This is a genomic window from Pseudomonas sp. AF03-9 (assembly GCF_020515815.1).
In the GTDB taxonomy this organism is placed as follows: domain Bacteria; phylum Pseudomonadota; class Gammaproteobacteria; order Pseudomonadales; family Pseudomonadaceae; genus Aquipseudomonas.
Genome location: NZ_JAHPJF010000030.1, coordinates 23,842 through 35,413, shown reverse-complemented (window position 1 = coordinate 35,413; position 11,572 = coordinate 23,842). Strand labels below are relative to the sequence as shown.

Genomic DNA, 11,572 nt, shown 5'->3' with positions numbered 1-11,572 from the left:
GCCCGTGAGCCCGATGAACCTGCCCGAAATCCACGAATTCCTCGGTTGCCGCACTCCCGACGCCTGGGTCCAGGCCGCGCTGGCCGATCAGGAAACCCTGCTGATCGACCACAAGAACTGCGAATTCAAAGCTGCCAGCACCGCCCTGAGCCTGATGGCCAAGTACCACAGCCATGTCGACCTGATCAATATGATGTCGCGCCTGGCCCGCGAAGAGTTGGTGCACCACGAACAGGTCATGCGCCTGATGAAAAAGCGCAAGATCGAGCTGCGCCAGCTGCATGCCGGTCGCTACGCCTCGGCGTTGCGCAAAGTGGTGCGCAGTCATGAGCCGGTCAAACTGGTGGATACGCTGGTGGTCGGCGCCTTTATCGAAGCCCGCAGTTGCGAGCGTTTCGAAGCGCTGGTGCCGCATTTGGATGAAGACCTCGGCAAGTTCTACTTCGGCCTGCTGAAAAGCGAGGCGCGGCACTTCCAGGGCTATCTGAAATTGGCCTACCAATACGGCGACGCCAAGGACATCGCCCAAGTCATCGAGCGGGTGAGGGCGGCCGAGCAGGAACTGATCGAGTCACCCGACGTCGAGTTCCGCTTTCACAGCGGCGTGCCGGCCTGAGGCCACGACCACACCGATCAACACGGTGATCGCGGTCAGCAGCAGGATCACCGTTTGCGTACCCAGCGGCGCCGCCAGCAGTGCAACCGCCAACCCGGCCAGGGGTTGCGGCAGGTTGTTGAGCAAGGTAATCACCCCCACGGTTTTGCCAAAGTCCTGCACCGGAATCACCTTTTGCCGCACGCTGCGCATGTACACGCTGTACATCTTGTCGAAGCCGATCACCAGCAGGAACCCCAGCGAGTAAGCCCACAGATTGGGGCTGATCGCGGTGATCAGCGCGCCGGCGGCAATCAGTGCGTATGACAGGCCACCGAGGATTTTCAGCGACAGGGTGGCGCGCGCCAGGTAGAACAGAATCGCGATGGTCACCCCTGCGCCTGCGGCTTGCAGTACCGCATAGGCGTCCTTGTCGGCGGCGTAAAGCCCGGTGACCATTGCGGCTGACGTGGCCAGCGTGACCCCGATGATCAGGTTGACCCCCACCGTCAGCGCAATCAGGCGTTTGAGCCCGGCAAGCTGGCGGATATGCCCGAATGCAATCCGCAGTGGTTGCAGCCAAATATCACGATGCTGTTCAAATACCGCCAGGTCGACCGAGCTGGAGCGCTGCCACACCCCCATGGCCACGTCCGCCAGCACAAACAACCCGGCAATCCCCAGCACCACCCAATGCCACGCCCACACTTCGAGCATCAGCGCTGCCACCAGCGGCCCGAGCACCAGTCCGCTCTGGTCGGCAATCTGCGAGTAGGAGAGGGTCTTGGCATAACTGTACTGCGCAAAGATATGCGGCATCAGCACTTCGCGGGCCATGATGCCCTGGGTGGTCAGCACCCCGCACACGGCCGAAAGCAACACCAGCCAATAGATGCCGTCGAACATCCCGTACAGCGCCACCGCAACGAAGCACGTCAGCGCGCGATAGACCTGGCTGATATGCAGGATGCGCACCGGCGGGTACTTGTCGCACAACGCCCCGCACAGCGGAAACGCGAGGAAACGCGGCAACGACTCGACAAAAAACGCCAGCCCGGCCCAGGACACGCTCCCTGTGCTCTGAAACACTATCAAGGGCACGATAAACAGCAGAATCTGGTCGGCCAGGCGCGACAGGAACAGCGAAACGAAGAACGCCAGGTAATCCTTGCGCATACAACTCCCTGTAGATGGCGTTAAAAATTGCAGGCTATTTGTTAAAAAGTCTTAAAAGCATGAAGCTTCGTCGGCCGCTGCTGGCCAGTTGCTCAAGTTGCCCAGCTTGCCACCTATAATGCCCGCTCTTCAATCTGCGTCGCACACTGAGAACTTATGGAAAACCTGGGGCTGGGCAAGGTCTTGCTCGTTGAAGACGATGAGAAGCTGGCAGGGCTGATCGCGCATTTTTTGTCGCAGCATGGTTTCGAGGTGCGCGTGGTGCACCGGGGCGACGCGGCCTTGGCGGCCTTTCTCGATTTTCGCCCCAAGATCGTTGTCCTCGACCTGATGCTGCCCGGCCAGAGCGGCCTGCACGTGTGCCGCGAAATCCGCAATGTGTCCGACACGCCTATCGTGATCCTCACGGCCAAGGAGGACGACCTGGACCACATCCTCGGCCTGGAATCCGGCGCTGACGACTACGTGATCAAACCGATCAAACCGCCGGTACTGCTCGCCCGCTTGCGCGCGTTGCAACGTCGCCAGGCGCCGGAGCCCACCGTGCGTGGGGCCCTGAGTTTTGGCCGCTTGGCGATTGACCGTAGCTGCCGGGTGGTGCGCCTGGGAGACGAAACGATCGAACTGACGACCATGGAGTTCGAACTGCTGTGGCTGTTGGCCAGCCACTCCGGCACCATCCTGTCCCGCGATGACATCCTCAACCGCATGCGCGGCATCGCGTTCGACGGCCTCAATCGCAGCGTCGACGTGTACATCAGCAAGCTGCGCGGCAAACTCAACGATAACCCTCGTGAACCGGTGTGCATCAAGACCATCTGGGGCAAGGGCTACCTGTTCAATCCGTTTGCCTGGGAGGTATGAATGCTGCGGCTTTATCTACGCCTTTACCTGATCCTTGCTCTGGGCCTGGCGGGGGCGATCTGGCTGGTCAACTACACCTTCGACGAGTGGCTGCCGGAAGCCAACGAAACCTACAACCGCGAGGCGTTGCGTGGACCGGCCTACGCCCTGGTCGAGCAGTTGCGGCCGTTGACGAGCGAAGCGCGGGCTGCCCGCCTCGCCGAGCTGCAACCCCATTACGGGTTGCATCTGAAACTGCTGTCGCGTGATTCCCTGAGGCTGAACGAGCGTGAGCAGCAACTGCTGGCGGACGGGCTGCTGGTCGTGCGTGGGCACTTTATGGAGTTCCTCGCCCGTATCGATGACGGCCCGCAATTGCTGGAAATCAAGCTGCCGGAAGAGCCCAAGTGGCTTTACCTGTGGGCTTATGTGCTCCTCGGCCTGTGCCTGGCCGTCGTGCTGTATTTCTGGGTGCGTCCCCATTGGCGTGATCTGGAGCATATCCGCCTGGCCGCACAGCGTTTTGGCGACAATCACCTGGCCTCGCGCATCCTGCTGCCACGCCGCTCCACCGTGCGCGAACTGGCCGGGCACTTCAACCAGATGGCTGAACGTATCGAGAGCCTGATCGCCAACCAGCGTGAACTGACCAACGCGGTTTCCCATGAATTGCGTACGCCGATTGCGCGCTTGTCGTTTGAACTCGATCAACTCAAGCAGCAGGTCGACCCGCGTCTGCGTAGCGAACTGATCGCCGACATGTACGCCGACCTCGGTGAGCTGGAGGAAATGGTCTCCGAGTTGCTGACCTACGCCAGCCTGGAGCGCGGCGCGACCCAGGTCACCCGGGAAAATATCGAGGCTCACAGCTGGCTCGACAGCGTGATCGGCAGCGTGGCCCTGGAGGCCGAGGCGGCAGGGGTCCGACTGACGTTGCGCAGTTGTGAGGTGGACACCATCCAGATCGAACCGCGCTTTATGGCGCGGGCGGTGATCAACCTGCTGCGCAATGCCATTCGTTATGCCGAGCGGCGTGTGGAGGTTTCGTTGGTTAAGTTTGGCAGCGGCTACGAAGTGCGGGTGTGTGACGACGGCCCCGGCGTGCCCGAGGATGGCCGGGCGAAAATCTTCCAGCCGTTTATGCGCCTGGATGCCAGCCGTGACCGCCGCACCGGCGGCTTCGGCCTGGGCCTGGCGCTGGTGCAGCGGGTGTCGCAGTGGCATGGCGGGCAGGTAGAAGTGCTGGATTCTCAGTGGGGCGGGGCGTCGTTTCGGATGACGTGGGCCTATGCCGAATGATCAGGCGCCGCGCTGAGCCCGGCGCTTCACACAGGTGTTGATGGGGGGCTGGATCAGAAGGTGTATTCCAGCGCACCTATGAGCGAGCTTTGCAGGCGCCGCTCGACGATAGGGCTTTTGCCCGCGTCCCCCGACAGGTACTGCATGTCCAGCAGTGTGCTGAATGTGGTGTGCTCGCTGACCGGCAAACTCCACGTCAGGTTCAGGCCACGGCTGAACAACCCGCCTTTGGCGTCATATGCCTGAAAACGGCTGCGGGCGGCTTGGCCGGGCGTCACGCCATACCATGTGCGCAGGTAATTGGCGTCGCCAAAGCGGCTGTTGAGGCTGGCATCGAGGCTGCCGTAGTCGCCGTCGTACAGGTTGGTGCCGATGCTCAACTCCAGCGAGGTGAAGGCTTTGGCGCTGTCTTTGTGGTCGTCGTCCTTGAGCGCATGTTCCAGGGTTGCCCCCACAATCGCTGCGCCGAGGTTATAGCTGGCGCTTACGCCCAATTGCGGGCGTGATTTGATTTCGCCCATGCCTTTGAGGCGGTCCGAGCCCAGGCGGCCGGTTTTGTTTTCATCTTTGCGTGAGGCACTGGCGCCGATATAGGCGCTGAAACTCAAGGCGTTGCCTTCGTAGCCCCAGCCCAGCCCTTTGTCGGTATCAAGGAAAATCCCCCATGGGCTGACGATCGCGCCGCCCAGCAGCGGCGTGGTGGTGCGCTCGTCGCTGCCGCTGTAGCGCGGCAGGTTGGCCACGCCGGCTTTCAATCGATAGTCCCAGTCGTCGGCCAAAACCTGATGGGCACCGGCCAACAGACACAGGGTGGAGATGGACAAACAGAGGTTTTTTGATCGCATCGTGCGAAGCATGTAGAGCACCCGATTGGAGGTTTGGAAGCTCGAATGCTAGGTCTGGAGGAGGGCGGGGGTCTTTGACAGCTTTGTCGGAAAACTGTCAAAGACTGTTAAGCGCGCAACACATCGCGGGCCGTGATGCTTGCTACTGATCCATCGCGCTCAAGATGCCATGGGCCGCCGTCACTCTGTCGGCAATCGGGTAGTTCTTGTTGGCCAGGATCACCACGCCTATATCCTTGCCAGGCACATACGCCACGTACGCTCCAAAGCCGCCGGTAGAGCCGGTTTTGTTGAACATGACGTTGCCCGGTTGTGTCTGCGCCGGTTGCAGCCAATGGGCTTTATTGGGTTGCAGCGCGATGAGCGTGGAGTTGCCGTCAAGCAATGCCTGCAACTTCACCGGGTAGGGGTAGTATTCCCAGCCCAGGCCTTGGGTCATGCCGTTGACGGTGTAGTAGCCGGTGTGTGTCGTGGCAATTGCCTGTTGCAGCGGCGCGCTCAGGGTTTGTGGGTGCATGTTCGCGAGGACAAAACGCGCCATGTCCTGGGTGCTGGACTTGACGCCGTAGGCCTCGCCGTCCAGTGCGCCGGGGCCGACCCGTACCGGGTTTTGCTGCTTGTCATAACCTTGGGCGTATTGGTCGGCCTTGTCGGCGGGCACGGTGATATAGGTGTGCTTGAGCCCCAATTGCGGCAGCAGGGTTTTCTCCATCGCCACATTGAAGGGCTGCCCCAGGCTTTGCGCGCTCAGGTAGCCGAACAGGCCGATGCTAGGGTTTGAGTAGAGGCGTTGCACACCGGGGGCGTAGGTAGGTTTCCAGTGCTGGAAATAGCCGAGCATGGTCTTGGCGCTGTCGGCGGCTTCCGGAAACTGCAGAGGCAAACCACCCGCCGAGTAGGTCGCCAGTTGCAACAGGCTGATGCGGTCGAAGGCGCTGCCTTGCAGGGCTGGCAGGTGCTGGCTGGCCTTGTCCGTCAGCTTGAGTGCGCCGGTGGCCTGGGCATAACCGCCCAGCGTGGCGGTGAAGGTTTTGCTGACGGAGCCAAGTTCGAACAGGGTGTCTTCGGTGACGGGGCGCTGGGTGGTCTTGGACATTACGCCGTAGTTAAAGTATTGCACCTGGCCATTTTTGATCGTGGCTACCGCCAGGCCGGCGATTCCGTGTTGCTGCATCAACGGCGCAACGTTGCTGTCCACAACCTGGCGCAGGTCGGTGGCGGCCATGCAGGTTCCAGATCCAATAATTGCGGCTGAAATAAGGCAATTTCTTACGTGATGGTTCATGCTGACTTGCTTCCATATCAAGGGTGCACTGCCAACCGAGGCCTGCGCAGGCGGATAAATCTAGGTAGATTTGCGCGCGTCGACAAACGATCATATCTCGCACCAGCCATTAGAATAACTAGGGTCAAGCATGTTGCGCTCCCATCTACCCCTCAATGCCCTGCGTGCATTCGAAGCCTCTGCACGGCATTTGAGCTTTACCCGCGCGGCCATCGAGCTGTGCGTTACCCAGGCGGCGGTAAGCCATCAGGTTAAAAGCCTGGAGGCACAGCTCAATGTCACCTTGTTCAAGCGCCTGCCACGGGGGCTGATGCTCACGAGCGAGGGCGAAACCTTGCTGCCGGTGGTGCGTGAATCGTTTGACCGGATTGCCCAGACCCTCAGTCGGTTCGAAGGCGGACATTACCGCGAAGTGCTGACGGTGGGCGCAGTCGGCACGTTTGCCGTGGGATGGCTACTGCCGCGCTTGCCGGAGTTTCACGCACGTTATCCATTTATCGACTTGCGGCTGTCGACCCACAACAACCGCGTCGACGTCGCCGCCGAAGGCTTGGATTACGCGATCCGCTTTGGCGCGGGTGCCTGGCATGGCACCGACGCAAGCCCCTTGTTTGAAGCGCCGCTGAGCGTGCTTTGCGTGCCGCACATCGCCGAGCAACTGCAAACCCCGGCCGACCTGCTCAAGTTCACCTTGCTGCGCTCTTATCGGGCGGATGAATGGACCCAGTGGTTTCAGGCCGCAGGTTTACCTGCCGACACTCTGGTGCCGCGCAGCATTGTGTTTGACTCATCCCTGGGGATGATGGAGGCGGCATTGCAGGGCGCGGGCGTGGCCCTGGCGCCGGCGATGATGTTTTCGCGGCAATTGGAAAATGATGTGATTCGCCAGCCATTCGACGTGGGCATCACCACCGGCAGTTACTGGCTGACCCGCCTGCAGTCGCGTGCCGAAACCTCGGCGATGCTGGCGTTCAAGGGCTGGTTGATGGCGGTAGCGGGGCGCGGCTGAAGGTTTACTCGCGAAACAAAATGAAACATTTGCGCCGGCCTAGCCTCTACCGTAGCCCCAGCCGAGTGCCTATATGAACAGTCCGCGTCCCTCCGCCCGCATGCCCCGCCTGATCCAACTGCGCAACCTGAAGATGGCACGTTCCGCCCACGCCTATGTGCGCGGCAGCACCGTGCAGTTCTACGATTGGCTGCACAGCCTGCCTGGCCGCCGGTTGCCCCACGGTCCGGCGATCTGGATCTGCGGCGATTGCCATGCGGGCAACCTGGGGCCGACCGGCGACAGCAAGGGGCGCATCGATATGCACATCCGCGACCTCGACCAGGCCGTGATCGGCAACCCGGCCCACGACCTGGTGCGCCTGGCCCTGTCCCTGGCCACCGCGGCTCGTGGCTCTGACCTACCTGGCGTGACCACCGCACGCATGCTCGAAGAAATGATGGTGGGCTACGAACAGGCCTTCAAGGACAAGCCGGATGAAGCGCCGCCGCGCCCGTCCCAGGTCAAGGCCGGCATGCGCAGTGCCGTGGAGCGCACCTGGAAGCACCTGGCACGTGAACGCATCGAGAATGCGCGGCCGAGCATTCCCCTCGGCAAACACTTTTGGTCGTTGTCGCGGGCGGAAAAAAGCGCCTTGGCCGACGTTTGCGCATCGGACGACCTCCACCAGTTGGTCACGTCCCTCAAGGGGCGGCCCAAGGACGCCAAGGTCGAGTTGCTGGATTCGGCCTATTGGGTCAAGGGCTGCAGCTCCCTCGGCTTGCTGCGTTACGCGGCGTTGCTGGGGGTGGGAGACAAGGACGATCGCGAATACTGCCTGATCGACATCAAGCAGGCGGTGGGCGCTGCGGCACCCCGTGCCGCACGGGCGAAGATGCCACGGGACAATGGCCGCCGGGTCGTCGAGGGCGCTCGCCAGCTGTCCCCAGGCCTGGGTGAGCGCATGCTGGCGACGCGCTTTCTGGAGCACGGTTTTTTCATCCGTGAATTGCTGCCGCAGGACATGAAGCTGGAGTTGGACGAACTCAGCGAGACCGACGCGATGCATGCCGCCGGGTATCTCGCCCGGGTTGTCGGTATCGCCCATGCCCGCCAGATGGGCCGGGACACGCGCAAGGCCTGGATGGCCACGCTGCAAGAAAACCGCTCCAGGCAGCTGGATGCGCCGTCCTGGTTATGGACCAGCGTGGTGCAACTGGTAGGCAGCCATGAGCAGGGCTACCTCAGCCATTGCCGTCGGTATGCGCTGGAGCACTGACCTGCAAATACCGAAAATCAAATGTGGGAGATCTATGGTCGAGGGCAACACTTCTACCAACAGTGCCGCCGCCTTCGCAGCCTCGCTAAGGCTCGACAGCTCCCACAGGGGATTGGCAGTGTCCGGGCGATCTCCAGCCGAGCGCTGACAGCCCAGCAGCACCGATCAACTGTGGGAGCGGGCTTGCTCCCGGATCTGGGTGGCCACTAGGCCAGGTATTTGCGGAACCAGCCCAGCGTCCGCTCCCACGCCAGATTCGCCGCCGCCTCGTCATAGCGTGGCGTCGAGTCGTTATGGAAACCATGGTTGGCGCCCTTGTAGATAAACGCCTCATACGTCGTGCCTGCTGCCTTCAACGCCTGTTCATACGCCGGCCAGCCCTCGTTGATCCGCGTATCCAGCTCACCGTAATGCAGCATGATCGGCGCCTTGATGCGCGGCACGTCCTTGGCCTGCGGCTGGCGCCCGTAAAACGACACCGCCGCGCCCAACTCCGGGTAAGCCACCGCCGCCGCGTTGGTCACGCCGCCGCCGTAGCAGAAGCCGGTGATACCGACCTTGCCGGTGCTGCTGTCGTGGTGCATCAGCCATTCGATGGCGGCGAAAAAGTCGTTCATCAGCTTGGTCGGGTCGACGGTCTGTTGCAGGGCCACGCCTTTTTCATCGTTGCCGGGATAGCCGCCCACCGAGGTCAGGCCGTCGGGCGCCAGGGCGATAAAGCCAGCCTTGGCCAGGCGGCGGGCGACGTCTTCGATGTACGGGTTGAGGCCGCGGTTTTCGTGGACCACCACTACCGCTGGCAACTTTCCTGACGCCGTGGCCGGGCGCACGAGGTAGCCGCGCACGCTGCCGTTGCCGTTGGGCGATGGGTAGGTGATGTAGTCGGCGACGATGTCCGGGTCGGTGAATTTCACCTGTTCGGCCAGCGCGTAGTTGGGGCTCAGCGCGGCCAGCAGCGCCGAGGCGGTGAGCCCGCCGAAGGTGAACAGCGCGGCGCGGTCGAGAAACTCGCGGCGGTTGATCTTGCCGTGGGCGTAGCCGTCGTAGAGTTCCAGCAGTTCGGGGGCAAAGTCCTGCGCGGTGAGACGAGTCATCGGGGCCATCCTCGATTAGCGGTAGCAGTCAATGTAGACCACGTTTAATCGTCGCGGCCATGGGCGGCAGAGGCCAACTGCCCGGTGTCGACGCGCACGAACAATGAATCGCCAATGGCGGTCAGCACGTCACCGGCGTACACCTCGCAGACCACGCGGCTTTTGCGTCCGACGTCGCCCTCGACCCGGGCGCGCAAGGTCAGGGTGACACCCATGGGCGTTGGCTTGATGAACTTGATGCCGAGGTTGCCAGTGACGCACTCGATGCGCGGCAGGCTGCCGGGCTCGCGCTGTTCGGCGCGGTAGTGGTAGGCCATGGCGGTCCAGTTGGAGTGACAGTCCACCAGCATGGCGATCAGGCCACCGTAGACCAGGTCCGGCCAGCCACTGTATTTGGCTTCGGGCACATGCTCGGCGACCAGGTGGATGCCGTCGGCGTCCCAGCGGCTTTTGATGTGCAGGCCGTGGGGGTTGCTGGCGCCGCAGCCATAGCAGATACCTTCGGGGGCGGTGATGTCCTGGAGGGAAGCGGGGTGCATGCCAAGTCCTTTTTGTTATGGGGGCTACTCTGTTTAGCAGGACACGGGCAGGATGGGAACCCGATGGCCTTACTTCCCGCGGAGCGTGCATGAACCGTCGAATATCCCCAGTCGTGTTGCTGGCACTGGTGCTTGGTGTGTTTTCCAATGCCCGGGCCGTGGAATACCGTGATGTCAATCGCGCCGCCAGCCAGATCAGCTTTACCTTCCAGCAGTTCGGGCAGCGGGTGTATGGCACGTTCAACGAGTTTGAAGGGACGCTGGCGTTCGATACCCAAGCGCCTGGGGCGGCGCACGCGTTGCTCAAGATCCAGCTCGCCAGCATCGACGCCGGCAGCGCGGATGCCAACGACGAACTGCAGCGCCCGTCATGGTTCGACACGGCGACGTACCCGGTGGCGGTCTACCAATCCAGCGGCGCCACGGCGCTGGGCAACAATCGCTTCAAGATCAGCGGCAACCTGACGCTCAAAGGGATTACACGGCCAGTGACGGTCGATGTGGTGCTCAAGGAGTTGGGCGGGATTGGCGTGTTCGACGGTGAATTCATCCTCAACCGTGCCGATTTCAAGATCGGCGAGGGTGAGTGGGCTGGCAACAGCGTGGTGTCCAACGACATCCACATCAAATTCAAGATGGTTTCACCGCAACGCTAGCGGGCAAACCTCTTTGCCCCGGCCACGCATCCGATCACCGCGACGGTGACCAGCACCATGCCCAGGCTGACCTGCTCATGCAGCAGGCCCGCCGCCAGTGCCAGGCCGAAGAACGGCTGCAGCAGTTGCAATTGGCCAACGACGGCGATGCCACCCTGGGCCAGGCCGCGATACCAGAACACAAAGCCGATCAACATGCTGAACAACGCCACATAACCCAGGCTCAGCCACGCCGGCAGGCTGATGCCGCGCACACTCGGCGGCGCCAGGATCACACTCAACGGCACCACCACCGGCAACGACACCACCAGCGCCCAGCAGATCACCTGCCAGCCTCCGAGGCTGCGCGACAACTTGGCGCCCTCGGCATACCCCAGGCCGCACACCAGCACCGCCAGCAACATCAGCAGGTCACCGGCCGGCGCAGCGCTGAGGCCCTGGGCGAATGCATAGCCCATCACCAGCGCGCTGCCGGCGATCGAGAACAACCAGAACACCGCACGCGGCCGTTCGCCACCGCGCAATACGCCAAACACGGCGGTAGCCAACGGCAGCAGGCCGATAAATACGATGGAGTGGGCGGAGGTCACGTATTGCAGTGCCAGTGCTGTCAGCAGCGGAAAACCGATCACCACGCCCAGCGCGACAATCAGCAACGGCCCCCACTGGTTGCGTGCGGGACGCTGTTCCTTGAACCACCCCAGCAACAGCAGCCCCAGCACGGCAGCGATGGTTGCGCGGAGCATGGTGAGGAACACCGGGTCGAACTCCATCACCGCCAAACGGGTGGCGGGCAACGAACCGCTGAAAATCACCACGCCGATAAAGCCGTTGATCCAGCCCTGGGTGCTGCTGTCCGGGGTGCTGAGGGAGAAAGTACGTTGCATGGGCAGGGGCCTGAAAAGAATGATTGCGTGCCGGTCATCCTAAAGTTGAAGATTAGGACAATCAAAAAATTGTCATGGATACATCC

12 protein-coding genes are annotated in these 11,572 nt (G+C 62.1%); 6 read left to right on the top strand and 6 right to left on the bottom strand.

Going from position 1 to position 11,572, the window contains the following annotated elements:
* Window positions 1-13: 13 nt before the first annotated feature.
* Window positions 14-616 (top strand): tRNA-(ms[2]io[6]A)-hydroxylase, encoded by a 603-nt coding sequence (locus LIY36_RS26000; protein ID WP_226457668.1) that lies wholly within the window; start codon window positions 14-16, stop codon window positions 614-616.
* On the opposite strand, the gene LIY36_RS25995 is transcribed toward LIY36_RS26000, so the two are convergent.
* The gene (locus tag LIY36_RS25995) at window positions 572-1,771 is read right to left on the bottom strand and encodes an MFS transporter (protein WP_226457667.1); all 1,200 of its coding nucleotides are present in this window, start codon (window positions 1,769-1,771) and stop codon (window positions 572-574) included. The two genes, LIY36_RS26000 and LIY36_RS25995, sit on opposite strands and share 45 nt — an antisense overlap.
* Window positions 1,772-1,927: 156 nt before the next feature.
* On the opposite strand from LIY36_RS25995, the gene LIY36_RS25990 reads away from it, so the two are divergent.
* Window positions 1,928-2,635, top strand: a complete 708-nt coding sequence (locus LIY36_RS25990; RefSeq protein ID WP_226457666.1) for a winged helix-turn-helix domain-containing protein — start codon at window positions 1,928-1,930, stop codon at window positions 2,633-2,635.
* The gene (locus LIY36_RS25985; protein WP_226457665.1) at window positions 2,636-3,913 is read left to right on the top strand and encodes an ATP-binding protein; all 1,278 of its coding nucleotides are present in this window, start codon (window positions 2,636-2,638) and stop codon (window positions 3,911-3,913) included.
* Window positions 3,914-3,966: 53 nt separating this feature from the next.
* Here LIY36_RS25985 and LIY36_RS25980 read toward each other — a convergent pair whose 3' ends face one another.
* Window positions 3,967-4,770, bottom strand: a complete 804-nt coding sequence (locus tag LIY36_RS25980) for a MipA/OmpV family protein (RefSeq protein ID WP_226457664.1) — start codon at window positions 4,768-4,770, stop codon at window positions 3,967-3,969.
* 130 nt (window positions 4,771-4,900) lie between these two features.
* Entirely contained in the window at window positions 4,901-6,043 is a 1,143-nt protein-coding gene (gene ampC / locus LIY36_RS25975; protein ID WP_226457663.1) for a class C beta-lactamase, read from the bottom strand.
* Window positions 6,044-6,173: 130 nt separating this feature from the next.
* On the opposite strand from ampC, the gene LIY36_RS25970 reads away from it, so the two are divergent.
* Window positions 6,174-7,052 (top strand): LysR family transcriptional regulator, encoded by an 879-nt coding sequence (locus tag LIY36_RS25970; RefSeq protein ID WP_192300508.1) that lies wholly within the window; start codon window positions 6,174-6,176, stop codon window positions 7,050-7,052.
* Between the two features lie 73 nt (window positions 7,053-7,125).
* On the top strand, window positions 7,126-8,310 hold the full coding sequence (locus tag LIY36_RS25965; protein ID WP_226457662.1) for a DUF2252 family protein: 1,185 nt from the start codon (window positions 7,126-7,128) through the stop codon (window positions 8,308-8,310).
* 206 nt (window positions 8,311-8,516) lie between these two features.
* Here LIY36_RS25965 and yghX read toward each other — a convergent pair whose 3' ends face one another.
* Both yghX and LIY36_RS25955 read right to left on the bottom strand, forming a co-directional pair.
* Window positions 8,517-9,404, bottom strand: a complete 888-nt coding sequence (yghX, locus tag LIY36_RS25960; protein WP_226457661.1) for a YghX family hydrolase — start codon at window positions 9,402-9,404, stop codon at window positions 8,517-8,519.
* Window positions 9,405-9,448: 44 nt separating this feature from the next.
* Window positions 9,449-9,943 carry a PaaI family thioesterase gene (locus LIY36_RS25955; RefSeq protein WP_226457660.1) on the bottom strand — a complete coding sequence of 165 codons (495 nt, stop codon included), beginning with the start codon at window positions 9,941-9,943 and terminating at the stop codon, window positions 9,449-9,451.
* 89 nt (window positions 9,944-10,032) lie between these two features.
* Between LIY36_RS25955 and LIY36_RS25950 the strand changes: the two genes are divergently transcribed.
* Window positions 10,033-10,599 carry a YceI family protein gene (locus LIY36_RS25950; protein ID WP_226457659.1) on the top strand — a complete coding sequence of 189 codons (567 nt, stop codon included), beginning with the start codon at window positions 10,033-10,035 and terminating at the stop codon, window positions 10,597-10,599.
* Here the strand turns inward: LIY36_RS25950 and LIY36_RS25945 are convergent.
* Window positions 10,596-11,486: a DMT family transporter gene (locus LIY36_RS25945; protein WP_226457658.1), complete on the bottom strand. Its 891-nt coding sequence runs from the start codon at window positions 11,484-11,486 to the stop codon at window positions 10,596-10,598. The two genes, LIY36_RS25950 and LIY36_RS25945, sit on opposite strands and share 4 nt — an antisense overlap.
* Window positions 11,487-11,572: the final 86 nt, after the last annotated feature.

Excerpts from the sequence above, each read along its gene's own strand:
- LIY36_RS26000 (WP_226457668.1), top strand. The coding sequence starts at position 14 with ATGAACCTGCCCGAAATCCACGAATTCCTCGGTTGCCGCACTCCCGAC.
- LIY36_RS25995 (WP_226457667.1), bottom strand. The coding sequence starts at position 1,771 with ATGCGCAAGGATTACCTGGCGTTCTTCGTTTCGCTGTTCCTGTCGCGC.
- LIY36_RS25990 (WP_226457666.1), top strand. The coding sequence starts at position 1,928 with ATGGAAAACCTGGGGCTGGGCAAGGTCTTGCTCGTTGAAGACGATGAG.
- LIY36_RS25985 (WP_226457665.1), top strand. The coding sequence starts at position 2,636 with ATGCTGCGGCTTTATCTACGCCTTTACCTGATCCTTGCTCTGGGCCTG.
- LIY36_RS25980 (WP_226457664.1), bottom strand. The coding sequence starts at position 4,770 with ATGCTTCGCACGATGCGATCAAAAAACCTCTGTTTGTCCATCTCCACC.
- ampC (WP_226457663.1), bottom strand. The coding sequence starts at position 6,043 with ATGAACCATCACGTAAGAAATTGCCTTATTTCAGCCGCAATTATTGGA.
- LIY36_RS25970 (WP_192300508.1), top strand. The coding sequence starts at position 6,174 with ATGTTGCGCTCCCATCTACCCCTCAATGCCCTGCGTGCATTCGAAGCC.
- LIY36_RS25965 (WP_226457662.1), top strand. The coding sequence starts at position 7,126 with ATGAACAGTCCGCGTCCCTCCGCCCGCATGCCCCGCCTGATCCAACTG.
- yghX (WP_226457661.1), bottom strand. The coding sequence starts at position 9,404 with ATGACTCGTCTCACCGCGCAGGACTTTGCCCCCGAACTGCTGGAACTC.
- LIY36_RS25955 (WP_226457660.1), bottom strand. The coding sequence starts at position 9,943 with ATGCACCCCGCTTCCCTCCAGGACATCACCGCCCCCGAAGGTATCTGC.
- LIY36_RS25950 (WP_226457659.1), top strand. The coding sequence starts at position 10,033 with ATGAACCGTCGAATATCCCCAGTCGTGTTGCTGGCACTGGTGCTTGGT.
- LIY36_RS25945 (WP_226457658.1), bottom strand. The coding sequence starts at position 11,486 with ATGCAACGTACTTTCTCCCTCAGCACCCCGGACAGCAGCACCCAGGGC.